The organism is Arthrobacter sp. efr-133-R2A-120, assembly GCF_030209835.1.
GTDB lineage: Bacteria > Actinomycetota > Actinomycetes > Actinomycetales > Micrococcaceae > Arthrobacter.
Genome location: NZ_JARVRF010000026.1, coordinates 1 through 25,832, shown reverse-complemented (window position 1 = coordinate 25,832; position 25,832 = coordinate 1). Strand labels below are relative to the sequence as shown.

The 25,832-nt window shown below is 65.2% G+C and carries 21 protein-coding genes; 4 read left to right on the top strand and 17 right to left on the bottom strand.

The annotated features are described in order from the left end of the window. Positions 1 to 31: 31 nt before the first annotated feature. The 9 genes from QRN52_RS13615 to QRN52_RS13575 all read right to left on the bottom strand — a co-directional run bounded on the left by QRN52_RS13615 (position 32) and on the right by QRN52_RS13575 (position 10,253). The gene (locus QRN52_RS13615; protein ID WP_284753307.1) at positions 32 to 1,582 is read right to left on the bottom strand and encodes an amino acid permease; all 1,551 of its coding nucleotides are present in this window, start codon (positions 1,580 to 1,582) and stop codon (positions 32 to 34) included. A gap of 112 nt (positions 1,583 to 1,694) precedes the next feature. Next, positions 1,695 to 2,111 carry a DUF779 domain-containing protein gene (locus QRN52_RS13610; RefSeq protein WP_284753306.1) on the bottom strand — a complete coding sequence of 139 codons (417 nt, stop codon included), beginning with the start codon at positions 2,109 to 2,111 and terminating at the stop codon, positions 1,695 to 1,697. Continuing rightward, positions 2,111 to 3,133, bottom strand: a complete 1,023-nt coding sequence (gene adhP, locus QRN52_RS13605; protein ID WP_284753302.1) for an alcohol dehydrogenase AdhP — start codon at positions 3,131 to 3,133, stop codon at positions 2,111 to 2,113. Before adhP ends, QRN52_RS13610 begins: the two co-directional genes overlap by 1 nt. Before the next feature lie 123 nt (positions 3,134 to 3,256). Then, a complete protein-coding gene (exaC, locus tag QRN52_RS13600) occupies positions 3,257 to 4,780 on the bottom strand; it encodes an acetaldehyde dehydrogenase ExaC (RefSeq protein WP_284753301.1) in 1,524 nt (507 codons plus the stop codon). Positions 4,781 to 4,913: 133 nt separating this feature from the next. Continuing rightward, positions 4,914 to 5,525: a hypothetical protein gene (locus QRN52_RS13595; RefSeq protein ID WP_284753300.1), complete on the bottom strand. Its 612-nt coding sequence runs from the start codon at positions 5,523 to 5,525 to the stop codon at positions 4,914 to 4,916. 83 nt (positions 5,526 to 5,608) lie between these two features. Then, positions 5,609 to 6,973, bottom strand: coding sequence for a GAF domain-containing protein (locus QRN52_RS13590; protein ID WP_284753299.1), 1,365 nt, complete (start codon positions 6,971 to 6,973; stop codon positions 5,609 to 5,611). 70 nt (positions 6,974 to 7,043) lie between these two features. Further along, a complete protein-coding gene (locus tag QRN52_RS13585; RefSeq protein WP_284753298.1) occupies positions 7,044 to 7,322 on the bottom strand; it encodes a hypothetical protein in 279 nt (92 codons plus the stop codon). A gap of 26 nt (positions 7,323 to 7,348) precedes the next feature. Then, positions 7,349 to 8,788 carry an amidase gene (locus tag QRN52_RS13580; protein ID WP_284753297.1) on the bottom strand — a complete coding sequence of 480 codons (1,440 nt, stop codon included), beginning with the start codon at positions 8,786 to 8,788 and terminating at the stop codon, positions 7,349 to 7,351. A 31-nt stretch (positions 8,789 to 8,819) separates the two neighbouring features. After that, complete coding sequence (locus tag QRN52_RS13575) at positions 8,820 to 10,253, bottom strand: FAD-dependent oxidoreductase (RefSeq protein WP_284753295.1); 1,434 nt, start codon at positions 10,251 to 10,253, stop codon at positions 8,820 to 8,822. 186 nt (positions 10,254 to 10,439) lie between these two features. Between QRN52_RS13575 and rarD the strand changes: the two genes are divergently transcribed. Then, positions 10,440 to 11,441: an EamA family transporter RarD gene (rarD, locus tag QRN52_RS13570; protein ID WP_284753294.1), complete on the top strand. Its 1,002-nt coding sequence runs from the start codon at positions 10,440 to 10,442 to the stop codon at positions 11,439 to 11,441. A 117-nt stretch (positions 11,442 to 11,558) separates the two neighbouring features. Here the strand turns inward: rarD and gabT are convergent, their stop codons facing one another. Further along, positions 11,559 to 12,923 (bottom strand): 4-aminobutyrate--2-oxoglutarate transaminase, encoded by a 1,365-nt coding sequence (gabT, locus tag QRN52_RS13565; protein WP_284753293.1) that lies wholly within the window; start codon positions 12,921 to 12,923, stop codon positions 11,559 to 11,561. A 104-nt stretch (positions 12,924 to 13,027) separates the two neighbouring features. Then, entirely contained in the window at positions 13,028 to 14,458 is a 1,431-nt protein-coding gene (locus tag QRN52_RS13560) for a gamma-aminobutyraldehyde dehydrogenase (protein WP_284753291.1), read from the bottom strand. A 144-nt stretch (positions 14,459 to 14,602) separates the two neighbouring features. Between QRN52_RS13560 and QRN52_RS13555 the strand changes: the two genes are divergently transcribed. The 3 genes from QRN52_RS13555 (at position 14,603) to QRN52_RS13545 (ending at position 18,141) form a co-directional block, all read left to right on the top strand. After that, on the top strand, positions 14,603 to 16,045 hold the full coding sequence (locus QRN52_RS13555) for a PucR family transcriptional regulator (RefSeq protein ID WP_284753289.1): 1,443 nt from the start codon (positions 14,603 to 14,605) through the stop codon (positions 16,043 to 16,045). 153 nt (positions 16,046 to 16,198) lie between these two features. Beyond that, positions 16,199 to 17,464 carry an MFS transporter gene (locus tag QRN52_RS13550; RefSeq protein WP_284753288.1) on the top strand — a complete coding sequence of 422 codons (1,266 nt, stop codon included), beginning with the start codon at positions 16,199 to 16,201 and terminating at the stop codon, positions 17,462 to 17,464. Continuing rightward, positions 17,461 to 18,141 (top strand): FadR/GntR family transcriptional regulator, encoded by a 681-nt coding sequence (locus tag QRN52_RS13545; protein ID WP_284753287.1) that lies wholly within the window; start codon positions 17,461 to 17,463, stop codon positions 18,139 to 18,141. Before QRN52_RS13550 ends, QRN52_RS13545 begins: the two co-directional genes overlap by 4 nt. 197 nt (positions 18,142 to 18,338) lie before the next feature. On the opposite strand, the gene QRN52_RS13540 is transcribed toward QRN52_RS13545, so the two are convergent. The 6 genes from QRN52_RS13540 to QRN52_RS13515 form a co-directional block, all read right to left on the bottom strand. Continuing rightward, positions 18,339 to 19,718: an MBL fold metallo-hydrolase gene (locus tag QRN52_RS13540; RefSeq protein WP_284753285.1), complete on the bottom strand. Its 1,380-nt coding sequence runs from the start codon at positions 19,716 to 19,718 to the stop codon at positions 18,339 to 18,341. Positions 19,719 to 19,812: 94 nt separating this feature from the next. Then, on the bottom strand, positions 19,813 to 21,279 hold the full coding sequence (locus QRN52_RS13535) for an FAD-dependent oxidoreductase (protein WP_284753284.1): 1,467 nt from the start codon (positions 21,277 to 21,279) through the stop codon (positions 19,813 to 19,815). 98 nt (positions 21,280 to 21,377) lie between these two features. Next, positions 21,378 to 22,634 (bottom strand): uroporphyrinogen-III C-methyltransferase, encoded by a 1,257-nt coding sequence (cobA, locus tag QRN52_RS13530; RefSeq protein ID WP_284753282.1) that lies wholly within the window; start codon positions 22,632 to 22,634, stop codon positions 21,378 to 21,380. Positions 22,635 to 22,713: 79 nt separating this feature from the next. Next, positions 22,714 to 23,754 carry an LLM class flavin-dependent oxidoreductase gene (locus QRN52_RS13525; protein WP_284753280.1) on the bottom strand — a complete coding sequence of 347 codons (1,041 nt, stop codon included), beginning with the start codon at positions 23,752 to 23,754 and terminating at the stop codon, positions 22,714 to 22,716. Between the two features lie 128 nt (positions 23,755 to 23,882). Beyond that, positions 23,883 to 24,731, bottom strand: a complete 849-nt coding sequence (locus QRN52_RS13520) for a transglutaminase family protein (RefSeq protein ID WP_284753279.1) — start codon at positions 24,729 to 24,731, stop codon at positions 23,883 to 23,885. Then, positions 24,728 to 25,654: an alpha-E domain-containing protein gene (locus tag QRN52_RS13515; protein ID WP_284753277.1), complete on the bottom strand. Its 927-nt coding sequence runs from the start codon at positions 25,652 to 25,654 to the stop codon at positions 24,728 to 24,730. The genes QRN52_RS13520 and QRN52_RS13515 overlap by 4 nt, the downstream gene beginning before the upstream one ends. Positions 25,655 to 25,832: the final 178 nt, after the last annotated feature.

Sequence of the window (25,832 nt, the reverse complement as noted above, 5' to 3'; positions counted from 1 at the left end):
GTCTAGCCGGGGGCGTGAGCCCGGTCGCTGGCTAGACCCTAGTGAGGTTGTCTTCGTCGTCGCTCTTGTCGGAAACAGCCGCGTTCCCGGACACCGCGGCCTTTGCCGAAGCGAACTTCTCGTTCAAGCGGGAGTGGCGCTGCCCGTAGGCAAAGTAGATGGCGAGTCCGATTGCCAGCCAGATGGCGAAGAAGACCCAGGTCTCCACGGCGAGGTTTGTCATCAGGTAGACGCACAGGACGGCCGAGACCACCGGAAGGACCTTGCCGAACGGAACCCGGAAAGCCGGCTTGAGATCCGGGCGCTTCTTACGCAGCACCAGGATGCCCAGGCTCACCATGACGAAGGCCGAGAGGGTACCGATGTTGATCATTTCTTCGAGAAGATCCACGTTGGTCAGTCCGGCAACGATTGCCACGGCAGCGCCACAGATGATCTGGAGGCGGACCGGCGTCGAACGCTTGGCACTGGTCTTGGACAGCGCGCGCGGAAGCAGTCCGTCGCGACTCATGGCAAGGACCACCCGGGCCAGGCCCATGAGCAGAACCATGATGACGGTGGTCAAACCGATGAGCGAGCCAAAGGCAATGACCTTGGCCGCGTCGGTGTTTCCAACCGCTTCGAAAGCCGTGGTCAGGGTGGGGTTCTTGGCTTCGGCCAGTTGGGTGTAGGACACCATGCCGGTCAGGGCGAGGGAGACCAGGATGTACAGCAGCGTCACGAGCGCCAGGCCGCCGAAGATGCCCCGGGGCAAGGTCTTCTGCGGGTTCTTGACCTCTTCCGCGGAGGTGGCAACCACGTCGAAGCCGATGAAGGCAAAGAACACCAAGGCTGCGCCGGCAAAGATGCCCAGCGTTCCGTACTGGGCCGGAACCGCACCTGTGAGGAAGCCGAAGAAGGACTGCTTCATGACATCCGCGCCGTCGTTGCCCCCGGTAGGCTGCGATGCCGGGACGAAGGGCGTGTAGTTGGAGAATTTCACGTAGGTGAAGCCGACAACAATCACGAACAGCACCACGGCGATCTTGATCAGCGTGAAAACGTTGCCCACGCGGGCAGAGAGCTTGGTGCCGAGCACCAGGAGCACCGTGAAGATGGCAACAATCAGGAAAGCGCCCCAATAGAGATCCACACCGGCAATGTTCACGGCCGGCGGCATATCCACACCCATGAGCGCAAACACTTTGCTCAGGTAGATTCCCCAGTACTTGGCGATCACCGCAGCAGCGGTAAAGAGTTCAAGGATGAGGTTCCAACCAATGATCCAAGCGAGGACTTCGCCCATGGTGGCGTAGGTGAAGACGTAGGCGGACCCAGCGACCGGGATCGCGGTAGCGAATTCGGCGTAGCACATGATTGCCAAGGCACACGTGACGGCTGCGACGGCGAAGGAGATGGTCACGGCGGGCCCGGCGAAGTTCGCAGCGGCCTTGGCGCCGACAGAGAAGATCCCGGCACCGACGGCAACGGCGACGCCCATGATCATCAGATCCCAGGTGCTGAGGGAACGCTTGAGCTTGCGTCCGGGCTCATCGGCGTCCGCAATGGACTGCTCGATCGATTTGGTCCGGAAGAGGTTCATAGAAGAGTCCACAATCTTGATGAGGTGGTAGAAACAGACTCATCAAGAGTAGTGTCCAGCCAATGGACCCCCACATTTGTCCCGAATCGTGAGACACATGCATGGCCCATCTTCAGAGCGCGGGGACGTTCCAATCCATCAAGGTCGAGCGGATAAGGAAGCGTTTCCCCTCAGGCGATTCGACCGAGAATCCACTCCCGCGGCCGTCCACCACATCCACCGTCAGATGGGTGTGGGACCAGTAATTGAACTGCTCCCGGGACATCCAGAACTCCAAAGGCTGCGGCCGTTCGGGCTCGCCGATGTCGAATAGCCCGAGCAGAACGTCCGAATCACCGGTAATGAATTCGCCGGCCGGGTAGCACATCGGGGAGGAACCGTCGCAGCAACCGCCTGACTGGTGGAACATGAGCGGACCATGCTGCTCCCACAACTTCCGGAGGAGTTCGATGGAAACGGCGGTGAGCGCCACCCGGGAAAAGTCTTCCGCGGGCAGCGTCACTGCGGCGTCAAGCCTGTTGTGGGGCATTAGAACCTCAGCACCACGCGTCCGTCGATCTTGGCATGCTTCATTTCGTCAAAGACCGCGTTGACCTCGGAGAGCTCCCGCGTGGACACGGTCGGGTGGATCTTGCCCTGCGCGTAGAAGTCCAGCGCTTCCTCCAGGTCCTGGCGAGTTCCCACGATCGAACCACGGACGGTCAGGCCCTTGAGCACAATCTCGAAGATCGGCGCGGGGAAATCTCCCGGCGGGAGTCCGTTGAAGACGATGGTCCCACCACGGCGGGCCATGCCGATCGCCTGCCCGAAAGCCGAGGGGTGCACCGCCGTGACCAAGACGCCGTGGCAGCCTCCGGTTTCCCGCTGGATAACTTCCGCCGGATCTTCGTGCAGCGCGTTGACCGTGAGCTCGGCGCCGTGTTTCTTGGCGAGGGCGAGCTTGTCGTCGGCGATGTCCACCGCGGCAACCCGCAGGCCCATGGCCACGGCGTATTGGACCGCGATGTGACCCAGGCCGCCGATGCCGGAAATGGTGACCCATTGGCCCGGCCTGGCCTCGGTCATCTTCAATCCCTTGTAGACGGTGACTCCGGCGCACAGCAGCGGGGCGACCTCCACGGGGTCCGAACCTGCCGGAATCCTCGCGGCGAACCGGCTGTCCACCAGCATGTACTCCCCGAACGAACCGTCCACGCTGTAGCCGGCGTTCTTCTGGGCTTCGCACAGCGTCTCCCAACCAGTCCGGCAGAACTGGCAATCGCCACAAGCGGACCAGAGCCAGGCGTTGCCCACCAGGTCCCCGACGGCCAGGTCGGTGACGCCCTCGCCGAGGGCAACCACTTCACCCACGCCTTCATGGCCGGGCACGAACGGCGGGGAAGGCTTGACCGGCCAGTCCCCCTCGGCGGCGTGCAGGTCTGTATGGCAGACGCCGCTGGTGATGACCTTGACCAGCGCTTCTCCTCGGCCAGGCGTGGGAAGGGGAAGGGACTGGATTTGAAGGTCTTTTCCGAATTCTGTTACTACGGCTGCTTGCATTGTCGTCGTCATTGGCGAAATCCTTGCGTCGTTAAAGCGTTGTTTGAGGCGGGGTGCTGCTTTCCTGAGGGGTGGCCAGGGTGGGTCGGCGGGGAGGGGTCTGTGCTGATCCCTCCCCGCCGGGTCAAGTGCGGCTTAGAAGAAGCCGAGTTTGTTTTCGTTGTAGCTGACCAGGAGGTTTTTGGTCTGCTGGTAGTGGTCGAGCATCATGGCGTGGTTTTCGCGTCCGATGCCGGAGGACTTGTAGCCGCCGAACGCGGCGCCGGCGGGGTAGGCGTGGTAGTTGTTGACCCAGACGCGGCCGGCCTGGATCTCCCGGCCTGCCCGGTAGGCGACGTTGCCGTTGCGGGACCAGACCCCGGCGCCGAGTCCGTAGAGGGTGTCGTTGGCGATACCGATGGCGTCGTCGTAGTCGCTGAACTTCGTCACGGACACCACGGGGCCGAAGATCTCTTCCTGGAAGATCCGCATCCGGTTGTGGCCTTCGAAGATGGTCGGCTGCACGTAGTAGCCCCCGGCGAGGTCGCCGTCGAGCTGGGCGCGGGCGCCGCCGGTGAGGACCTTGGCGCCTTCCTGCTTTCCGATGTCGATGTAGGAGAGGATCTTCTCGAGCTGGTCGTTGGAAGCCTGGGCGCCGATCTGGGTGTCGGTGTCCAGCGGGTTGCCCTGGATGATCTTGTTGGTGCGGGCCACGGCGTCGGCGATGAAGGAGTCGTAGATGCCTTCCTGGACCAGGGCGCGGGAGGGGCAGGTGCAGACTTCGCCCTGGTTGAAGGCGAAGAGCGTGAAGCCTTCCTGGGCCTTGTCGTAGAACGCATCGTTCTGCGCGGCGACGTCGTCGAAGAAAATGTTCGGGCTCTTGCCGCCCAGCTCCAGGGTCACGGGGATCAGGTTCTGGGACGCGTACTGGCTGATCAGCCGTCCCGTGGTGGTCTCGCCGGTGAAGGCGATCTTGCGGATCCGCGGGCTGGACGCCAGCGGCTTGCCAGCCTCGACACCGAAACCGTTGACGACGTTCACGACGCCGGCGGGCAGCAGATCGGAGATCAGTTCCATCAGGACCAGGATCGAGGACGGGGTCTGCTCGGCGGGCTTGAGCACGACGGCGTTGCCCGCGGCCAGTGCCGGCGCGAGCTTCCACACGGCCATGAGGATCGGAAAGTTCCACGGGATGATCTGGCCCACCACGCCCAGCGGCTCGTGGAAGTGGTAGGCGGTGGTGTCCTCGTCCAGCTGGGACAGGTGGCCTTCCTGGGCGCGGATCGCGGAGGCGAAGTAGCGGAAGTGGTCCGCCGCGAGGGGGATGTCCGCGTTCAGGGTTTCGCGGACCGGTTTGCCGTTGTCCCAGGTCTCGGCGACGGCCAGCAACTCGACGTTCTCATCGATCCGGTCGGCGATCTTGTTCAGGATCGCGGCGCGTTCGGTGGCCGAGGTCTTGCCCCAGGACGGGGCCACCTTGTGCGCAGCGTCCAAGGCCAGCTCGATGTCCTCGGCCGTGCCCCGGGCAACCTCGCAGAAGGCCTTCCCGGTCACCGGGGTGATGTTCTCGAAGTACTGCCCCTTGACCGGGGCAACCCACTCCCCGCCGATCCAGTTCTCGTAACGGTCCTTGAAAGTGACCTTCGAACCCTCGGCACCCGGCTGTGCATAAACAGTCATCTGTAGCTCCTTTGCTGCGCATGATGGTGGCTTTGCTGTGCCATCAGCGTAGGAGGGGGAAGGTTGCAAGCAGGTTGCAACCATGTGGTTCAGATCACTTCGGGGCAGGACTCCCCCGGCCGCGCCCAGGAAGCTATAGACCCGCGGGGAAAGCGTACGAGCTCGGAACCGGCGAGGGCGCGGCACCGTAGGAGAGCACGACTTCGTCGTGGGCCTTGAGAACCACGTCTGACACTGGCGCATTCTGCTTTGCGCCGTTCACGTAGGCGGTCCAGCCGCCGGTTCCGCCATGCGGTGCTCCCGTGGCGTCCTTGCCGTCGAGAACTCCCCATTCGCTGAGGACCTGGCCGAGCGTGTACTTCTGGCCGGCCGTGGGCGCTTCGATGTGGATGACGCCGGACGTGTCGTGGGTGTGGAGTGCCGAGATTCCGTTGGGCTGCCCGTCGGCCCCGAAACTGAAGCCAATTTCGGCCGGGACGGTGACGGCTTTGCCGTCTACCAGGACATCCAGATGGGCGTGATAGTGCTCGGCTGTGCCTTCGGCGGTCAGGATATCCAGGCCCGCGGCCTTGATTCTCTGGGCGCCCGCCGTGGGATCGAGTTCCCACGCGGCGGCGGCAGCCGTGGTGGCCGAAGTCGAAGGCGTCGCCGATACGGGTGCTGTCTGTGCGGGTGCCCCGCAGGCTGTGACTCCGGCAAGGAGTCCGGACACGGTTAGGGCAACGGCGAGGCGTTTGTTCAACACGGAGGAAGCTTCTTTCGTTTGGCTCGCTTCTACGATACGGGCCGAAACTCCGTATTTCCCGAGTGCCACACGAGGGGCCCTCCTCAGGCCGACAGTTCGCTTTCCAAGCGTTCAAGCTCGGCGACGACGGCGGCCCGCTTGGGCGAACGCGGCGGCAGGAGCCTGAGCGCGGCAAGCCGGACGTCGACGTCGTTCTTCGCCTCAGGCAGCCCGGCATACTTGAGCAGCGCCTCGGCACTGCCGTCGTTGAGGACCGCCTCGCGCAAGAGCGCCGAGACCTTTTCGCGGAGCTCCACAATGCCGGGTGCTTCCGAATGCGGAAGGACGGCGCCTTTGTAGATCTCCAGCGCGATGCGGTGGGCTCCCCGCTGCAGGCAGGAGAGAACCTGGGCCGCATCCTGGCCGAGGTCGATCGGGAGCCGGTACGGGCGGGATTCCGGGACCGCAGCTGGGTCGAGCTCGTGGAGTACCTTCCGCAGGCGCACCATTTCGGCCCGCAATGTCACGCTTGAGCCGTCCCCCGGATACAGGGCCAGGGCGAGTTCCTCGGCGCTGAGCCCCTCGGGACGGGTCCCCAGCAAGGCCAGGATCTCGCTGTGCCTCGCGGACAGCGGAATGCTGCGCCCTCCCATGCTCAACAAGGCCTGGTCCCGGCCGAGCAACTGGAGGCTGTTCCGATACAGTCCGGTCCCCTGGCGTGAGCCGACCGCGGAGGGCGAGTTCCGACGTCGGGCAGGCGCAGAGTGCTTAGTTGCCGCGAGCTGGAGCCTCTCCACGCGCAATTGCGCCTGCGCAGCCGCCACAGTTGCTTCAACGAGGGAAAGCGTGTGGGGTGCGACGGCGGCTTCCGTGCCTGTGATGTCGACGACGCCGAGCAGGGCCCCGGAGTCAGGGTCATGGAAAGGCACGGCGGTGCAACTCCACGGGTGGACGGAGCGTTTGTAGTGCTCGGCGCCGGAAATCTGGATGCCGCGGCCCAAGGCGAGCGCCGTGCCGGGCGCGCTCGTGCCGACCGCGCCTTCGGACCAGTCCGCGCCTGCCACGAACATCATGCCTTCGGCGCGGCGTCGCATCGCGGGATTTCCGTCCACCCACAGCAAGCGGCCCAGCTCATCCCCCACGGCGACCAGCAGCCCGCTCTCATAGCTGGGCTGGATGAGGAGCTTCTGGATGACGGGCATGATGGTGGCCAGCGGGTGTTGGCGCCGGTACTCCTCGAGCTCGTCGAGGTCTATGACCAGCGGCGCCTCGGGTTGGTCCGGGTTCGCCTTGAGCTGCACGGATCGTTGCCAGGATTCCTTGATCAGGCTGCGTAGACCCGGAAGCTCCGTGGCATCGGGAAGCCCGAAACGCCACGATTCCAGTTGCTCGTGCCCGGCCCGGGCATGATGCTGCAGCAGCTCGGCGGGGTCATTGACCGAAGCTGCCGGATGGATCGGATTCTTCATCGAACTCCCAAAACCGGACGCAGCACAGTACGGGCCAGTCTAGTTGCGACGCGAGGCTTTGTGTACCCGCTCACTCCGGATGGAATTCGTACGACTCGACCTCGCCCAACGCTTCGATCCGGGGTTCGGGCAGTCCAACTTCCGCGACGAGTTCCGCGAAACTGTGGCCGCTGCTGAAGCGATCGAATGTTGCCCTATCCGGGCAAGTGTCGTAGACCGAGATGCCGCCCTCGGTGGAAAGACATACATGGATCTTCAACGCGCCCGGCGGCAGGAGGCCCACCATGCGCTTGTGGCCTTCCAGCAGTTGAGCGGGATCCCCGTCGAAATGGTAGACGCCCATGAACATTGCTTCTCTCCTGTCTTGCTTCAGCTTCAGTGCGGGGCCGCCAACGCCCGCGCGAGGGCGTCGGGTTTGCGGTCCGCCCAGGGTGCGGCCTTCTCGAGCTGGCCAGCCAAGCGAAAGAGCGTGGCCTCGTCCCCGAAACGGCCAAGGAAGGACATGCCCACGGGCAGGCCGGCCGAGTCGGCTCCGAGTGGCACCGACATGGCCGGGTTGCCCGAGATGTTCGCATATTCGCCGTCGAACATGAGGAAGCGGCCGGCTTCGCGCTCGCCCCGCAGCGGTTCTTCCTCGGTTCCATTCAGCGTTCCGAGAGGCAACGGTGGCCAGCCGACGGTGGGTGTCATCCAGACGTCGAATTCCTCGAAGAATCCAGCCAGGCGGCGGCTGAAACGCTGCAATTCCTCCATGCCGAGGAGGTACTGGCCACCCGTCACAGCCCGCGAGCGCTCGAAGTCGGCCGCGGTGAACGGCTCGATCTCGCCGGGTTCCGGCGGCCTGCCCATCCGCTGCGTCCAGTACGCCTCTATCCACGCGATTGCGCCACCGTAGACAGCCCTGACCGCCCGGTGCCCGGCCCTGCCTAGGCCCTCGGGGTGCGCTTCGGTGACACTGTGGCCCAGCCCGGCGAGCAATTCCACGGTTTCCTCGAACACCCGAACGTAGTCCGGATGCACTTGTTGCCCCGAGTTGGGCGTCGCGGTTGCGGCGATGCGGAGCTTTCCAGGGACAGTGCCGGCCTCAAGCAGGAAGGGCCGGGCCTGGGGCGGCGCCCAGTATGGGTCACCTGGAGATGACCCGGCTGTGACGTCAAGGAGAGCAGCCGAATCGCGCACGCTCCGGGTCAGCGCGTGTTCCACGGCGAAGCCCCCGGCCACGTCGCCATACTCGGGACCCATGGGAACCCGTCCGCGGGTCGGCTTGAACCCGAAAACCCCGCACCAAGCAGCCGGGTAGCGCAGGGATCCGCCAAGATCGTTTCCGTGCGCCATGGGGACCATTCCGGAGGCGACGGCGGCGGCGGACCCGCCGCTGGAGCCGCTCGTGGAAAGCGCCAGGTCCCAAGGGTTTCGGGTGGCACCATGCAAGGCCGGCTCGCAATGCGGGCTGAGCCCGAATTCCGGAGTGTTGGTCTTCCCGAGGATCGCAAGCCCGGCTTTGCGGTACCGGTGCACAAGCTCCTGGTCCTGGTTTGAGACGTTGTCCTTCAACCAGCGGGAGCCCTCGTTGAAGGGCGCTCCGGCGATCTCGAGGGACAGGTCCTTCACAAGGAAGGGAACCCCGGGAAACGGTGCGTCAGGAGCCGGGCCTTCTGTCCCGGGTTCCAAGTGCGCGACGATGCAATGCAGGACCGGATCGATCTGCCGGATACGGTCGCGGCCGGCGTCGAGCAGTTCGTTCGGCGAGATCGCGCCGCTCCGCACCAGTTCTGCCTGCCCGACGGCGTCAGCCCAGCGGAGCTCCTCGTCCATGGCTCATTTTAGGACCGGGCGTCACGTGCCGCTAGCCGCGGGAGACCTCAATCATGTCCTCGCGCGGAACCACCTTGATGCGTTCGCGTACGACGCCGGCCTCCGGGTTTTCGGCGGTCCATTCGGCGCCGAGGGCTAGTTCGTGCGCATCGAGCTTGTTCCAGCCTTCCCAGGTGGTGTACTCGATGCCCCGCTCTTCCAGGAGGTTGATGATGGCCTGCGGGTCCGGGTTTTCGGCCGGGGGCAGGGTAAGGCGGTCCTCCAGGAGGCAGCCGATGGTCTCCAGCGCGTCACCCTTGGTGTGCCCGATCAGGCCGACGGGTCCGCGCTTGATCCAGCCCGTGGCGTAGATGCCGGGTACCGGCTTGCCGTCGGCGTCCAGCACCCGTCCGCCGTCGTTCGGGATGACACCGCGGCGGGCGTCGTACTCAAGCTCGTCCAGCGGCGAACCGTGGTAGCCGATGGCGCGGTAGACGGCCTGGATCGGATAGTCCACGAACTCGCCGGTGCCCTTGACGTTGCCCGTGCCGTCCAGTTTCATGCGCTCGAACTTGATGCTGGAGACTTTCCCGGAACCGTCTTCCGAAATGATCTCCACCGGGCTGTGCAGGAAGTGCAGGTGCAAGCGGCGGGACGAGGGCTGCTCAGCTTCCGCATGTTCCTCGACGAGCCAGTTGGTCAGCGTGTTGACCATGGTCTTGATCTGGTTGTTGCTGCGGATGGCTTCGTCTGAGGCTTCGTCAAACTCGAAATCTTCCGGGTACAGCACAATGTCCACGTCGTTGGAGTGCGAGAGCTCGCGCAGTTCCAGCGGAGTGAACTTGATTTGCGCCGGACCGCGGCGGCCGAAAACGTGCACATCCGTGACCGGGGAGGCCTTGAGGGCGGCATAGACGTTGTCCGGGATTTCGGTCACCAGAAGGTCGTCGGCGTGCTTGGAGAGCATGCGGGCCACGTCCAGCGCGACGTTGCCGTTGCCGATGACTGCTACTTCCTTGGCATCCAGCGGCCATTCGCGGGGCACGTCGGGGTGGCCGTCGTACCAGGAGACGAAGTCGGCGCCGCCGAAGGAGCCTTCGAGTTCGATTCCCGGGATGTTCAGGTCCGCGTCCTTGATGGCCCCCGTGGAGAAGATCACCGCGTCGTAGAAGGAGCGGAAGTCGTGCAGGGTGAGGTCGCGGCCATACGTCACGTTGCCGAGGAAGCGGATGTCTCCGCGGTCCAGGACCTTGTGAAGCGCGTTGACGATGCCCTTGATGCGGGGGTGGTCCGGGGCCACGCCATAGCGGATCAGGCCGTACGGCGCGGGGTATGCCTCGAAAAGGTCGATGCTGACCTCGACGTCGCCATCCTTGACCTCGTTCGATTTGGTCAGGATATCCGCGGCGTACACGCCGGCCGGTCCTGCGCCGACAATGGCGACGCGCAATGGACGTTTTGAGGTGGTTTCGGCCGAGTTGGACACCGTGAACCCTTCTGAGACGGGAATCCGCCCCGCGTGGTGGGGCGCGCAGTTTCCAATTCTAGTTCTCAGTTGTGGCCGGAGTGTCAGTACGTGGCGGGAGGTGACACAACTGGGCGAGGAAACTCACAATAACTTTCCGGCCGTACGGTCAGGAATACCCTCGCAATATGTGATGTTCTTGACTTTGTGTCTACGCCCGAGCAAACCGCGCCCGCCCCGTCCGCCACCGCCGCTTCAACTGCAGCCTCCGCCGCTGCCGCCAAAGCAAAGAAGGAGACGACGGCGGGCGTCGTCTTCGGTATCGGAGCGTACGGCTTGTGGGGGCTGCTTCCGCTCTACTTCCTGGTGCTGCACCCCGCAGGAGCGGTGGAAATCGTTGCCAACCGGGTGGTGTGGTCCCTCATTTTCTGCGCCCTGCTCATTACCATCACCCGGGCATGGCGGCTCCTCGGCAACGCCTTCAGGGACCGGGCGGTCCTCGGCCCGCTCGCCATAGCTGCCGGGCTGATCGCCATCAACTGGCTGACCTACACTTTCGGCGTTACCACCGGACACGCGGTCGAAGCCTCGCTCGGCTACTTCATCAACCCGCTCGTGTCGGTGCTCCTTGGGGTGTTCGTCCTGAAGGAAAAGCTCCGCCCGCTCCAGTGGGCCGCCGTCGGGATCGGCTTCATCGCCGTCGGGGTCCTGACGGTCTCCTATGGCAAGCTGCCGTGGATCGCCCTCGTCCTGGCGTTCAGCTTTGGACTCTACGGTTTCGTGAAGAAGCGCGTCGGGCCGAAGGTCAACGCCATCACGAGCCTCACGGTGGAGACCGTGGTCCTCGCTCCGATCGCCGGCGCCACCATGATTGTCCTCGGCCTCACGGGAGCCGGAACTTTGGGAAGCAACGGCCCGGGCCACTTCTGGCTGCTGGCGGCTTCAGGCATCATCACGGCCGTGCCGCTCCTGTTCTTCGGTGCCTCCGCGCGCCGACTGCCCATGACCACCATCGGCCTGCTGCAGTATTTCGCGCCGGTCCTCCAGTTCATCGTGGCCCTTGCCGTCTTCCACGAGGCCATGACGCCGGACCGCTGGGTGGGCTTCGGCATCGTGTGGCTGGCGCTGCTGCTCCTGACCCTCGACATGCTGCGCACGGCACGCAAGAACTCGGTCATCAGGAAAAGCGCACGGCTCAGCGCGGCCTAAACAACGTCCCCTCCCCCACGAGGGGACATGCCCCCCGCTAAACGCCAAGGATGGACATAGTCACACTATGTCCATCCTTGGTGCGTAGAGGTGGGCTTGTCCACCTGAAGGTTGTGGCTAAGCGTTGGCCTTGATGGCCGCTGCCAGGACCTCGAGGCCGTCCAGGAGCAGTTCGTCGCTGATGACCAGGGGCGGCAGCAGACGGATCACGTTGCCGTAGGTACCGCAGGTCAGGATGATCACGCCTTCCTGGAGGCACGCGGCCGCAACGGCCTTGGTCAGTTCCGCGTTCGGTTCCTTGGAGCCGGCCTGGACCAGTTCGATCGCGAGCATGGCACCGCGTCCACGGACGTCGCCGATGACCCCGCCTGCAGAAGGATCAGCCGCGAGCTCACGCAAGCGGCCAAGTGCGACTTCCTCGATATGGCGGGCGCGGGCGTTGAGGTCGTGCTGCTCCATGGTGCCGATCGCAGCAAGGGCTGCGGCACAAGCAACCGGGTTGCCACCGTAGGTGCCGCCCAGGCCGCCCGGGTGGACGGCGTCGAGCAGGTCCGCGCGGCCGGTGATCGCGGACAGCGGGAGGCCGCCGGCGATGCCCTTCGCCATGGTGATGATGTCCGGGACAACACCTTCGTGGTTGACGGCGAACCATTCACCCGTGCGGCAGAAACCGGACTGGACCTCGTCGGCAATGAAGACGATGCCTTTTTCCTTGGCCCATGCGGACAGTGCCGGCAGGAAGCCTTCGGCCGGGACAATGAAGCCGCCCTCGCCCTGGATCGGCTCGATGATGATCGCGGCAACCTGGTCGCCGCCGATCTGCTTCTCGATCATGGTGATGGCGCGCTTGGCGGCCTCGGCACCGGTGATCTCCGGGTTTTCCTCGCGGAACGGGTAGCTCATCGGCATGCGGTAGACCTCGGGCGCGAACGGGCCGAAGTTGGTCTTGTACGGCATGGCCTTGGCCGTGAGTGCCATGGTCAGGTTGGTGCGGCCGTGGTAGGCGTGGTCGAAAGCGACGACGGCATCGCGGCCGGTCACCAGGCGAGCCACCTTGACGGCGTTCTCCACTGCTTCGGCGCCGGAGTTGAAGAGCACGGTGCGCTTCTCGTGGTCGCCCGGCGTGAGGCGGTTCAGCTGCTCGGCGACGGCGACGTAGCCCTCGTACGGGGTGACCATGAAGCAGGTGTGGGTGAAGTGCGCTGCGGCGTCCTGGACAGCGGCGACGACGGCGGGGTCCGAGGCACCAACGCTCGTGACGGCGATGCCGGAGCCGAGGTCGATGAAGGAGTTGCCGTCGACGTCGCGGATGATGCCGCCGTCGGCGTCCTCAACGTAAACCGGCACGCCCGAGGACACACCGGCGGCGACGACGGCCGCGCGGCGTTCGTTCAGGGCCTGGGACTTGGGACCGGGGAAGGCGCCGTTGATGCTGCGCTTCTGGTCCAGGCGGTAGGTGATTTCATGTGCTGTTGCGGTCATGATGGTTCTTTCTTTCTTATGCTTGCGTGCCGTGTGCCGGCTAAGGGGCCACGCCGGCAGGGTTCCCTGGCCGAAGCGGAGCGAGGTTAGGGTGCCGGTGGGGATTAGGAGTCCAGCGCACTCATCACGTGCTTGATACGCGTGTAGTCCTCGACGCCGTACATGGACAGGTCCTTGCCGTAACCGGACTGCTTGAAGCCGCCGTGCGGCATTTCAGCGGTCAGCAGGATGTGGGTGTTGATCCAGACCGCGCCGAAGTCCAGGTCGCGGCTCATCCGCATCGCGGTGCCGTGGTCCGTGGTCCAGACGCTGGAGGCCAGGGCGTATTCGACGTCGTTGGCCAGCTCGAGTGCCTCGGCCTCGGTGGTGAACTTCTGGACGGTGATGACAGGGCCGAAGGTTTCCTTCTGCACGACGTCGTCAGTCTGCTTGGCGCCGGTGATGATGGTGGGCTCGAAGAAGAAGCCCTTGTCACCCGCACGGTGGCCGCCGGTTTCGATCTTGCAGTTGGCCGGCAGGTGCTCGACCACCGAGTTCACGGCGTTGAAGTGGTTCACGTTGTTGAGCGGGCCGAAGTAGTTCTCGTCGTCGTTCTGCGAACCGGTGTGCAGCGTCTTGGTGTGCTCCACCATCGCGGCAACCATGTCGTCGTGGATGGAGTCCTCGATCAGTACGCGGGTGATGGCCGTGCAGTCCTGGCCGGCGTTGAAGAAGGCGAATTCGGCGATGGCCGCTGCGCTCTTCTTGATGTCGGCATCCTTGAAGACGATCGCCGGGGCCTTGCCGCCGAGCTCCAGGTGGGCACGTTTGAGGCCCTTGGCCGCTCCGCTCGCCACTGCGATGCCGGCACGGACGGAACCGGTGATCGAGACGAGGCCCGGGACCTTGTGCTCGACCATCATGGAGCCTGTGGCCCCGTTGCCAAGGACCACGTTGAGGACGCCGGCCGGGAAGATCTCCCCCGCAAGACGTGCCAGGACCAAGGTGGATTCCGGAGTGGTGTCGGAGGGCTTAAGGACAACGGTGTTGCCTGCGGCGAGGGCGGGCCCGATCTTCCAGATGCCCATGAGGAACGGGTAGTTCCACGGTGCAACCTGGGCCACGACGCCGATCGGTTCGCGGCGGACGTACGAGGTGTGGCCCTCGAAGTACTCGCCGGCGGACTTGCCTTCCATGATGCGCGCCGCGCCCGCGAAGAAGCGAAGCTGGTCTGCGCCAGCGGCAACTTCCTCGGACGCGATGAGGGCGCGGACCTGGCCGGTGTTGCGGTGCTGCGCCTCAACGAGCTCGTCGCTGTTGGCCTCGATGGCATCTGCGAGCTTGAGCAGCATGAGCTGGCGCTGGCCCGGCGTGACATGCTTCCAAGACTTGAAGGCTTCCTTCGCCGCGTTCATGGCAGCATCGACGTCGGCCGCCGTGGAGATGGGCGCATGGGCCACAATCTCCCCGTTGGTGGGGTTCACGATGTCGAGCAGTTCGGTGCCTGCCGGCGTGACGAACTCGCCGTTGATGAAGTTCTGCAAGGTTTGGACCACGGTGTACAACCTCTTTCGGTGTCTAGGCATTGGTTGCAGCTGCTCCGAGCCTATGCCAGCACCCCGCGACGCGGAATAGTCAGGTGCACACCCCGACCACCCCGACTTAGTGCGAATGACCAGTGCGGGGATATCCTTTTTGGCATGGCAATGTCACTCGCCGCGCTCGTCGCCGTCCCCTCCCTTCGGCTCCGCAAAGCCGGCCTCGCGGAAACCACCTGGAACGAAGATATCCGCTGGGTGGCCGTGACCGAGCAGGAGGATCCCCAACGCTTCCTCAATGGCGGCGAGTTGATCCTGACCACCGGGCTCAGGCTCAACGGGGCAGCTGAACAACGCCGCTTCGTGCGCCAGGTCCAGCGCGCGGGAGCCGTTGGCATCGGCTTCGGCACCGGACTGACCCACGAGTCCGTGCCCCCGGCCCTCATCGCGGAGGCGAACCGCTGGGGCCTTCCCCTCGTGGAAGTCCCCTACGAGACCCCCTTCATCGCCATCGGCAAACTCGTGGCCGACTCCCAATCAGCAGACCACTACTCCAAGCTGGAGCGCCTCATCGCCGGCCACCAGATCCTGGCCCGGGCCCTGCTGACCGGCGGCGGGCTTGGCGAATTGCTCAAACAGTTGGGCAGCATGCTCCGGTCCGACATCGCGCTCACGCAGTTCAGCGCCCAGCTCTACAACAGTGTGGCCGGCAGCCCCGCGCCGACGGCTGACGACTGGGCGTCCTTCCCCATCCCGACAGGCCGCCGCGACGCGTGCACCCTCTGGATCAAGCAACCCTTCGGCGACACCGGAATTGTCAGTTACGCCCAGAACCTGATCAGCGTGGAACTCAACAACATGGTCAAGCAGCGCCAGAGCCAGCGGGCGTTGGCGGGCCAGGTGCTGGACGATGTCATCCACGGAACCCTGGACAGCGTGGAGGGCGCCCGCCGCCTGGCCGGCGTCGGAATCAACAGCACGCGCAAGAACGTGGTGCTTCTGGTGGTCTCTGCCGCCCACCACAAACAACTCAGCAGCACATCGCTACCGCAGTCGCTCGACGGCGGGGTGACCGCCGTCGTCGGGAAGGACCTGGTGACGGTAGTGCCCGACGACGGCAGTTCCGCGAGCGCGCTCGCCAAGGACCTCAGCGACCACCTTTTGGAAGCGGGGATCCATGCGGTGATCGGGATCGGCGGCGCGTACACCAAGCCGAACGGCGTGCGCTGGAGCTACTTCGAAGCGCGCGACGCCGTGGCGCACGGCCTGCCGGTCAACGAACCTGAGCGGCTCAGCCTGACGTCGCTGTTGCTGGCAAGCGAGGATGTGCCGTTGGCCGACATGGCCAGCGAGGCCCTCACTCCCCTGCGCAAGTTCGACGCCACCCACGGTTCCGAGCTCGTTTCGACCCTGGAAAGCTACCTCAACCACAACGGTTCTGTGGCCGCCGTCGCCGAAGCCCTGACCTTGCACCGCAACACCGTGCGCTACCGCTTGGCCCAAATCACCGACCTCACCGGCTACGACCCCGCCCAGACGCCGGACCGGGTGCAGCTGTGGCTGGCTCTGGCCGTGCAGCGACTGGGAGCGCGCAACCCGCGCTGAGGATTCTTCGCCGCCGGCCCAACTAGCTCGCATTTGTTGTCGTTTTCGGGGCTGAAAACGACATTAAGTGCGAGTCAGTTGGGCTCCTGCGCAGCGTGGAGAGATTCACCACAAAAGTTCGCGCAGCAAACGTCAAACGTCTAACCTTTAAGCATGGCCTCGACTCACCCGACTCCCCACGCAACGGAAGCAACAACTGTGCCCACCAGCGGCGGTACGGTGGCGCCGAAATCCCGGGTGGTCGCCGTCGTCGGGATCATCGCCGTCATCCTGATCGGCCTGAACCTGCGCGCCGGCATCACCAGCGCGGCGGCACTGTTCCACGATTTGCAGGCATTCCTCGGCTACGGGGCGCTCGTCGCGTCGATTCTTCCGTCCATCCCCTTGCTGTGCTTCGCCGTCGCAGGATTGGGCACCTCGTGGCTGTCGCGCCGGATCGGCGTGGAGAAGTCGATCTTCGTCGCGCTGGCCATGCTGGCTGCCGGTCTCCTGGTGCGCAGCGTCCCCGCGACCGGCGCCCTCCTCGCCGGAACAGTGCTGGCGATGTCCGGCCTCGCGGTGTGCAACGTGGCCATGCCGTCGTACATCCGGGAGCACTATGCGAGCAAGACATCCATGATGACCGGCCTCTACACCTTCACGATGTCCGGCGGTGCCACCTTCGCCGCGGCAGTCAGCGTGCCCTTGGCCCAGCAACTGGGCTCACCGTCGATGGGCCTGGCCGCGTGGGGCATCCTCGGAGTCGCAGCACTTCTCGGCTTTCTCCCGATGGTCCTCCACACCCATCGCCGTTCACGCAAAGCCGGCCAGGAGCACGTGTCCATGTGGCCCCTCCTGCGCACCCGGCTGGGATTCCTCATCACTTCCATCTTCACGTTGCAGGCCCTCCTGGCGTATGCCGTGATGAGCTGGTTCGCATACATCCTGACAAGCCAAGGACTGAGCGCCTCGGAGAGCGGCCTCCAGTTCGGGCTCATGCAGCTGGTTTCGGTGGCAGCGGGCATGATCCTCCTGGTCATCGGCTCGCGGCCCGGCATGATGCGGCCCGCCCTGTACCTGGGAAGCGGAACCACCCTTCTGGCAATCCCGGCGATGCTGTTGCTGCCGACGTCGCTAGCGGCGGTTCCCGCCGTGATGTTCGGTTTCGGGCTGGGCATCTTCCCCCTGGTCCTGGTGATCATCAGCCGCAGCGGGCGTACGACGGCGGAGACCACCGCCATGTCCACCGTCGCCCAGTCCGTGGGGTACTTGATTGCGGCGTTGGGTCCGTTCGGCATGGGCCTGCTCCATAGTGCCACCGGTGCTTGGACGCTCCCCTTGGCGCTCCTTGCCGCGGTTGCCCTGGCCCTCATGGTCACCTGCCACCAGTTGACCAGCAAGCGGACGCCGATCAAGGCCGGACCAAGGCCCGTGGCATGAGCCTGGTCCCCTCGCACCGTCCCGTCCTGGCCGATGAGGTCACCCGCCAGCTGCGCGGCATGATCCAGTCCGGAGAGTGGCCGCTTCAGGAGAAGATTCCGGCCGAGCCGGAGCTCATGGCCTCGCTCGGAGTCTCGCGAGGGACGCTCCGCGAAGCCATCAAAGCTTTGGCGCACAGTGGCATGTTGGAGGTTCGCCGCGGTGACGGCACCTATGTCCGGGCCACGAGCGAGATCTCCGGCGCGGCCCAACGAATGTACAAGGAACATACGCAGGAGCATGTAGTCGAGGTCCGGGTGGGGCTCGACACCCAAGCCGCCCGACTGGCAACGAAGCATGCCACCGCCGAGGACATCGCCGCGATGCGGGCCCTTCTCCAAGTACGCCACGACGCCTGGCTCGCGGCCGACTACCCCGCCTGGGCCCGAGCGGACTGGGATTTCCACGAGCGAGTGGCCCTGGCTTCGGGCAACCCGTTGCTGCACCAGTTGTATGTGTCTTTCGGCGGGGTCTTCCACGACGATCTCCTGCGCCAACAACGCAAGGCCGGCTTCAACGGCATCCCCCACGAGGGCCACGACGAGCTCGCCGACGCCATCGAGGCACGCGACGAGGCCGCCGCCGTCGCGAGCGTGTACCGCAACCTGGACTTCGCCGCGGAATGGCTCAACAACTGACGCTCGCTCACATCCGACCGGCTTTCCCCCGACGCTCGCTCACATCTATCGCGGTTTTGACCGACGCTCGCTCACATCTGACCGGCTTTCCCCGACGCCCGCTCACATCATGTGAGCGACCGTCCGACGGAAACGCCCCATAGGTGAGCGACCGTCCGCCGGAAACAACCCATAGGTGAGCGAGCGTCTGCCGCAGTTTAGGCCGGAGCGGAGCTTGTCAGCTCGACGCCGGCATTAGCCGCCTCGCGGAATAGTGCGTCGATAAGCACCACGTCGCGGCCTCCACGATGAAGCAGGCTTGCGGCGACGCTGGCCCGGTAGCCGGAAGTGCAATGCACCCAGATCCTCGCCATCGGCAACTCGTCCAGCCGGAGCAGAAGCTCGTGCAGCGGAACATTCACTGCCCCGGACACATGGGAGGCGCCAAATTCTTCGGTTCGGCGTACGTCCAGGACCGTTTCACCCGGGGCCCGGTCCCGCACCAGCCCCGCCCAGCCGCTGATCGGATACTGCACCACGGATGCGCCTGGTGCCAGAGCCCCGGGATCCTCGCCGACGGCGGTATCCGGGGAGTCGATCCCGATCCTCGCGAGGTCGCGAATGGCCTTTTCGACGTCGTCATGGGCGCCGAGCAGGGTCAGCGGCTGGTTCCATGGCAGGACCCAACCAAGGTAGCTCGTGAAGCTCGATCCCGACCCGTATTCAAAGGCCACACTGCCGCGCAGGTGGCTCGCAGCGAATGCGACCCGGTTGCGCAGGTCCACCACCCATTCCCCGGCCTCGAGCCTGCGCTCCAGCTCAGCGGATTCCACCGATTCCGGGACTTCCAGCAACGCGGGCCCCGGGCCCAGGGCGTTGAGCGGACTCATGTGGGCGTAGTAGCTCGGGTAGGCCGTGATATTCGCCAGGAGGTGCCTGACAAAGTGGTCTTCGTCCGGGTCGGTGAGCGCATGATTGGTGGCGGCCTGCTCCCCGATCGTCGATGCGGGGATCCTGCTCGCGGGACCGATGGAGCAGAACGAACCGAAGCCATGGGTGGGATACAGGATCGCGTCCGGTGCTGACTCAGCTACGAGCCTCCGAACCGAGGCGTATTGGTCACGAGCCAGTCCAGCAGTATCGTCCGGGCCAATCAAATCCGTCCGGCCCACCGAACCGTAGAGCAGGCTGCCACCGGAGAACACCGCTTGCCGGACGCCCGCCCCGGGGTCGGGGTCCGAAACGACATAGGCCAGGTGCGTGTGCGTATGGCCCGGAGTGGCCACCGGTTTGACTGAAAGCCGGCCTACCTCGAACGCCTGCCCCGGAACAATCGGCTCACGCTCAAACGCCACGTTGTCCGCGGCATTCACCAAGTAGCGGGCGTCGTGGTCACGGGCGAGGATGAGGCCACCCGTGAGGTAGTCGTTGTGGAGGTGGGTCTCTGCGACGTGCGTGATGGCCACTTCCGCAGCACGAGCTGCTGTTTCGACGCGGTCGGTGTCACGCTGGGGGTCGATCACGAGCGCCACCGTGCCGTCATGAACGAGGTAGCTGCGGTCCCCCAGCGGGGTGGTTTCAATGACCACGACGTCCATGCGGAGAGTTTAGCCCCGAAAACGCGCAACGCGGGGTCACTTAGCGCCCATTCCGATGCTCCGGATGGGCGCTAAGTGACCCCCCGTTGTAGAACTAGACCTGTGCGGCTACGCCGTCGCGGGAGATGTCCACCATGTCCTCACGCGGCACAACCTTGATGCGTTCGCGCTGGACCTCGACGCCGTGCGATGTGCCGGCGTCGGAAGCGGCGGCACCCAAGGCGAGCTCGTGGGCGTCCAGGGCGAGCCAGCCTTCCCAGCTGGTGAACTTCACGCCGCGGGCGTCCAGGAGTTCGACGACGGCGTCCGCCTCGGGAACGGCGGCGAGCGGCAGGTTTTCGCGGTCTTCCAGGAGGTACGTGACCGTCTCCAGTGCGTCACCCTTGGTGTGGCCGATGAGGCCGATGGGGCCCCGCTTGATCCAACCCGTTGCGTACAGGCCCGGAACGTGCTCGCCGGAAGCGTCCAGCACGCGGCCGCCGTCGTTCTGGACGACCCCGCGCCGGTGATCGAACTCGACATCCGGCAGGGCGGAGCCGAAGTAGCCGATGGCGCGGTATACGGCCTGGACAGGGTAGTCGACGATCTCGCCGGTACCGCGTGCGTTGCCCGTGCCGTCCAGTTCGGTGCGCTCGAACTTGATCGCGGCAACCTTGCCCGGGTTCTCTGCCGAGTCGACGATCTCCACCGGGCTGTGCAGGAAGTGCAGGTGCAGGCGGCGGGAGGCCTTGAGCTCGGAGAGGTCCTCCGGCTGCTCGGCGATCCAGTTGGTGAGGGTGCCCACCATGGTCTTGGTCTGATTGTTCGTCTGGATCTGGCGGTCCGACTCTTCGTCGAACTCGAAGTCCTCGGCGTAGAGGATGATGTCCACGTCCTTGGAGTGGGACAGCTCGCGGAGTTCCAGCGGGGTGAACTTCACCTGCGCCGGACCGCGGCGGCCGAAGACGTGAACATCGGTAACCGGGGAAGCCTTGAGGCCGGCGTAGACGTTGTCCGGGATTTCGGTCACCAGGAGGTCGTCGGCGTGCTTGGAGAGGACGCGGGCAACGTCCAGTGCCACATTGCCGTTGCCGAGGACCGCCACGGAGGTGGCTTCCAACGGCCACTCGCGGGAAACGTCGGGGTGGCCGTCGTACCACGAGACGAAGTCGGCGCCGCCGAAGGAGCCCTCCAGTTCGATGCCGGGGATGTTCAGGTCCGCGTCCTTGATGGCGCCGGTGGCGAAGATGACGGCGTCGTAGTGCGTGCGCAGGTCTTCGATGGAGATGTCCGTGCCGTAGTCGACGTTGCCGAAGAAGCGGATGTCGCCGCGGTCCAGGACCTTGTGCAGGGCGTTCACGATGCCCTTGATGCGGGGGTGGTCCGGGGCAACGCCATAGCGGATCAGGCCGTAGGGGGCCGGGTAGCGGTCGAAGAGGTCGATGCTGACCGTCAGCTCGCCGCTCTTGACGGCCTCGCTCTTGGTCAGGATGTCAGCTGCGTAGACGCCGGCCGGGCCGGAGCCGACGACGGCGACGCGCAGCGGACGTGCGGCGGTTCCTACGGTGGTGCTAGATGACACGGCTGTGTTCCTTTTCAGTGTGCTTCCCAACTAGCTCGCATTCGTTGTCGTTTTGAGGGCTCATAACGACAACAACTGCGAGCTAGTTGGGTGAGGGGCTAGGGGGTAACGACGCGGGGCTTGTTGGGGCTCAGGGTGCTGTAGTCAGCGGTCTTGAAATGTTCGGGGGCAAACGGGCTGACACGCACCACATCGCCGATCACAATGACTGCGGGGTTTGCGACGCCGGCGGCCTCGGCTTGATCGGCAATCGTCGCCAGAGTGCCGATCGTGACGCGCTGTTCGGGCATGTAGCCGTTCTCTACGATACCTACTGGCGTGTCCAAGGGCATTCCGGATTCCGCGAGGGCAGCGGCGGATTCGCGAAGTTTGGCAACTCCCATGAGCAGGATCACGGTGTGGTCGGGCCGGGCCGGGACTTCGGACAGTTCCTCGTGGCCTGTCACCACGCTGAAGCCCTTCGCGAGTCCGCGGTGCGTCACGGGAATGCCTGCTGCCGCCGGTACGGAAATCGCCGAGGTCACACCGGGAACCACTTCTACCTCGACGCCGTTCTGCCGGCAGAATTCGGCTTCCTCGCCGCCGCGGCCCAGGACGTAGGGGTCGCCGCCTTTGAGCCGGACCACACGGTGGCCGGCCAGGGCTTCCTCCACGAGGATCCGGTTGATCTCCAGTTGCGGAACGGGGTGGTGGCCGGGGGTCTTTCCGACCTCGATCACGCGGACGTCCGGAGCGAGTTCCTGCAGCAAGCCGCGCGGTCCGAGGCGGTCCGCGACGACGACGTCGGCCTGGCCCAGGAGGCGACGGCCGCGGACGGTGATGAGTCCGGAGTCACCAGGGCCGCCACCCACGAGGGCTACGCTTCCGGTGGAGGCACGACGACGGCGCAGCGGGAGGTCTCCCGTCTCAAGTGCGGTGGCAACTGCGTCGCGCAAGGCCATGGCACGGCGTGGGTCTCCCCCGGCGTTGATGGCGATCTTCACGTCGTCGACTACGGCGACGGCGGGCGTCCAGGCTGCCGAGGATTCGTGGTCCGAGGCGTTGACGCACCAGACGCGCTGCGCCTCGGCGTCGGCGGCTACCTGGGCGTCCACAGCGGCAACGCCAGTGGCCGTCTGGACGAACCAGACGCCGTCGACGTCGGAGGAAAGGTAAGTGCGCGGCTCCCACGTGAGCAGGCCGGAGGCGGCGAGTTCGCGGAGCGCGTCAGAGGCAACGGGGGCAACCACGGTCACCCGGGCGCCGGCGTCGAGCAGTCCCTTGGCGCGTCGGGCAGCCACTGATCCGCCGCCCACCACCAGCACCGGGCGGCCGAGCAGCCGCAGGGCTGTGGGGTAGATGTCCTGTATTGCCATGAAAAAACTGTAGGGCCGGGCCGTAACATGCTTCAAAGGTCCGGAAACACCAGTTCACGCTAGGTAACCCGGCGTCACATTACGCTTGCTCGGCGGGCGCCTCCCAGCCGATCGCTGGAGCCACGTATTTGGCGATGTTGCCCAGCAGCTTGGCGTTGTATTCCACCCCGAGTTGGTTGGGCACGGTAATCAGCACCGTGTCCGCGGCCTGGACCGCGGCGTCCTGCGCGAGGTCCTCGGCCAAGTCATCGGGCGCGCCGACGTAGCTCTTGCCGAAACGTGACAGGGCACCGTCGAGCATGCCCACCTGGTCCCGGTTTTCCACCTGCGCGCGGAGCCCGAAATAGTGTTCGTCCTCGTCGTCCACCACGGGAATGATGCTGCGGCTGACCGAAACACGGGGCTCGAAACCGTGTCCGGCTGCCGCCCAAGCCTCCCGGAACATGCTGATCTGTTCGGCCTGGAGCTGGTCGAAGGGAACCCCTGTGTCCTCGGTGAGGAGGGTGGAGCTCATGAGGTTCATGCCTTGTTCCGCGGCCCAGACGGCGGTCTTGCGGGTGCCTGCGCCCCACCAGATGCGCCGTGGCAGCCCGGGCGACGACGGCTGGATCGGCAGGAGGCCGCGGCCGCCGCCCATGAAGGAGGGATCGGCTTCGGCCACTCCATGGCCTGCGATGGCATGCCGGAAGACGGCAGTGTGGCGTCGGGCCATCGCGGCGTCGTCCTCGCCCTCGGCGGGTGCGTAGCCGAAGTATCGCGAGCCGTGCAGGGCCGGCTCGGGTGAACCACGGCTGACGCCCAACTGGAGCCTGCCTTGGCTGATGAGGTCAGTCGCTGCTGCTTCTTCTGCCATGTAGAGCGGGTTTTCGTAGCGCATGTCGATCACGCCCGTGCCCATTTCGATCCGGCTGGTCCGGGCCGCGATGGCCGCCAGCAAGGGGAACGGCGAGGCTTGCTGGCGCGCAAAGTGGTGCACCCGGAAGAAGGCCCCGTTGATGCCGAGTTCCTCCGCCGCAACCGCAAGGTCGATCCCTTGGAGCAAGGCGTCGCCGGCCGAAGGAGTGCGCGAGCCTTGGACGGGTCCCCAATGGCCGAAGGAAAGAAAGCCGATTCGTTTCATGCCCGCGTCAACCACGGGGCGGTCCGGGGAATTCCTTGGGCGCTTTCACGGTGAGGCGCGCCTGCCGAAAGAAGAAGCGCCCGACGGCGGGAGTCGCCGTCGGGCCCGTTCGACAGCTGGCGCCCCGCTCAGGTGAGCCTGGTGATCTGGACCTGCACGCTCAAGACCGATCCGCCGCCGCCGGAAAGAATCCCCCGAACCGGCGCAACGTCACGGTAGTCCCGGCCGCGAGCCACCGTCACGTGGAGGTTGCCTGCAGGCTTGTGGTTGGTGGGATCCCAGCTGCGCCATTCGCCGTCCCACCACTCGAGCCACGCGTGGGACTGTCCCGCAACGGTCTCCCCCACAGCCGCATCGGGGACCGGGTGGATGTAGCCCGACACGTACCGCGCCGGAATGCCCAGGCTGCGCAAAGCCGCAATCCCGAGGTGGGCCAGGTCTTGGCAAACCCCCTTGCGCTGTTGCCAGACCTGCTCGGCATTGGTGGTGACGCTGGTGACTCCCTTGACATACTCCAGGTTGGCCCGCATCCATTCCATGACGGCGGGGGCCGCTTCCGCCGGTTCCAGGCCCGCCGCCACACCAGCCACCGCCTTGCGGATCTCCTTGCCGATCGCCGTGAGCTGAGAAGGCGCAAGCCACTCGCTGAAGGCGTCGGTGGTGGTGCTGGATCTGATCTCGTCCCAGCCAAGTCCCGACGACGACGGCGGCCCGGCGCCGCGGTCCACCTCGACGGTGGACACAGCAGTCACTTTCATCTCGCCATGCCGGTGCTGCATGTCGAACGTGCTCACCCGGGAACCCCAGTAGTCCCGATAGCTCCCGACGGCGGCCTGCGATGGCGACACTTTCAGCCTGGATTCCAGCACCACCTGCTGGGCATCGCTGAGCGGCGTCAACCTCGCTTCGTTGTAGGACCGGGTCACGCTCTTCTTGTATTTGTATGCCGTGGTGTGCACGATGCTGAGCCGGGTCATGAGACTTCCCCTATCCATTCGAGTTCAGAGGCCTGGTTGAAGTATTTGCGGGAGACGGCCTCGGAGGCTTGACTGACCGCCCTCTGCACGCGGTCCATATGCTCGGGCAGTTCCTCAAGGAGATTGTCCGTGCGATGGAACTCCAGGAAGGTGCGGGCCTGCCCCACCACCCGCCGGGCGTCGTCGATGAAACCCACCCGTTGCGCGGAGGGGTCCAGCTTGGAAAGGCACTCTTCGGCGTCCCGCAGCGCGTACACGATGGAGCGGGGGAAAAGCCTGTCCAGGAGAAGGAATTCGGCAGCGTCCTGGTCTCCCGAGGATCCACCCCGGTTCCGCAGGAATGATTCGTAGGCCCCGGCACAATGGAGCATGTTCACCCATGAGAGGCTGCCGGAGAGCAAGTCCCTTGTGGAGAGCATGCGCGCCGTCATATCGGCGCGTTCCAGGGAACGCCCCAACACCATGAAGAGCCAACTGTCATCGTGGCTGACGGTCGAGTCGGCAGAGCCGGAGACCATGGCGGTGCGTTCAAGCACCCAATGGCAGAAGCGGTATGTTCCCACCAGGTCCTTGCGTTGTTTCTTGAGTCCGTTGTGGGTGGTGTTCAGCCCTTCCCAGAGGCTTGACGACACCGTTTCCCTGGCGCGCCTCGCGTTCTCCCGGGCCGCGGAGAGCGATCCCGCGATGGACGTGGGGTTCGCCTTGTCATGGGCCAGGCATTTGAGGAGCCGATCCAGCGTCACGGCCTCCGTCCCGGGGTCAGAGCCCATCAGGGCCAGAAGGTTCCTCGAGACGCGGTTCTGCTCGTCTTCGCCCAGGCCATTGAGGCGTTCGAGGTGTACGTCCAGGATTCTGGCCGTTCCGTCGGCCCGCTCCACATAGCGGCCGATCCAGAACAGCGATTCAGCGATACGGCTGAGCATGTTTCTACCTCCTGTGGCTACGGATTGATGTGGTGGTACCTTCATTCACTGGTCAGCCCCGCGGTTCACTGGTCAGCCCCGTCCCGCCAGTTGCTTTCGACGGGCCAGACCGAGACCTGTTCCCGGACCGTGATCGCGGACCGCGGCAGCTCGACGGCGGGCAGCCGCGGGGAGTCCG

What these genes read in the sequence shown, in the direction of transcription:
- QRN52_RS13585 (WP_284753298.1), bottom strand. Translation starts at nt 7,322, where the DNA reads ATGTTCATGGGCGTCTACCATTTCGACGGGGATCCCGCTCAACTGCTG.
- QRN52_RS13515 (WP_284753277.1), bottom strand. Translation starts at nt 25,654, where the DNA reads ATGCTCAGCCGTATCGCTGAATCGCTGTTCTGGATCGGCCGCTATGTG.
- QRN52_RS13520 (WP_284753279.1), bottom strand. Translation starts at nt 24,731, where the DNA reads ATGACCCGGCTCAGCATCGTGCACACCACGGCATACAAATACAAGAAG.
- cobA (WP_284753282.1), bottom strand. Translation starts at nt 22,634, where the DNA reads ATGGCAATACAGGACATCTACCCCACAGCCCTGCGGCTGCTCGGCCGC.
- QRN52_RS13550 (WP_284753288.1), top strand. Translation starts at nt 16,199, where the DNA reads ATGGCCTCGACTCACCCGACTCCCCACGCAACGGAAGCAACAACTGTG.
- QRN52_RS13580 (WP_284753297.1), bottom strand. Translation starts at nt 8,788, where the DNA reads ATGGACGAGGAGCTCCGCTGGGCTGACGCCGTCGGGCAGGCAGAACTG.
- gabT (WP_284753293.1), bottom strand. Translation starts at nt 12,923, where the DNA reads ATGACCGCAACAGCACATGAAATCACCTACCGCCTGGACCAGAAGCGC.
- QRN52_RS13615 (WP_284753307.1), bottom strand. Translation starts at nt 1,582, where the DNA reads ATGAACCTCTTCCGGACCAAATCGATCGAGCAGTCCATTGCGGACGCC.
- QRN52_RS13525 (WP_284753280.1), bottom strand. Translation starts at nt 23,754, where the DNA reads ATGAAACGAATCGGCTTTCTTTCCTTCGGCCATTGGGGACCCGTCCAA.
- QRN52_RS13610 (WP_284753306.1), bottom strand. Translation starts at nt 2,111, where the DNA reads ATGCCCCACAACAGGCTTGACGCCGCAGTGACGCTGCCCGCGGAAGAC.
- QRN52_RS13545 (WP_284753287.1), top strand. Translation starts at nt 17,461, where the DNA reads ATGAGCCTGGTCCCCTCGCACCGTCCCGTCCTGGCCGATGAGGTCACC.
- adhP (WP_284753302.1), bottom strand. Translation starts at nt 3,133, where the DNA reads ATGACGACGACAATGCAAGCAGCCGTAGTAACAGAATTCGGAAAAGAC.
- QRN52_RS13540 (WP_284753285.1), bottom strand. Translation starts at nt 19,718, where the DNA reads ATGGACGTCGTGGTCATTGAAACCACCCCGCTGGGGGACCGCAGCTAC.
- exaC (WP_284753301.1), bottom strand. Translation starts at nt 4,780, where the DNA reads ATGACTGTTTATGCACAGCCGGGTGCCGAGGGTTCGAAGGTCACTTTC.
- QRN52_RS13555 (WP_284753289.1), top strand. Translation starts at nt 14,603, where the DNA reads ATGGCAATGTCACTCGCCGCGCTCGTCGCCGTCCCCTCCCTTCGGCTC.
- QRN52_RS13590 (WP_284753299.1), bottom strand. Translation starts at nt 6,973, where the DNA reads ATGAAGAATCCGATCCATCCGGCAGCTTCGGTCAATGACCCCGCCGAG.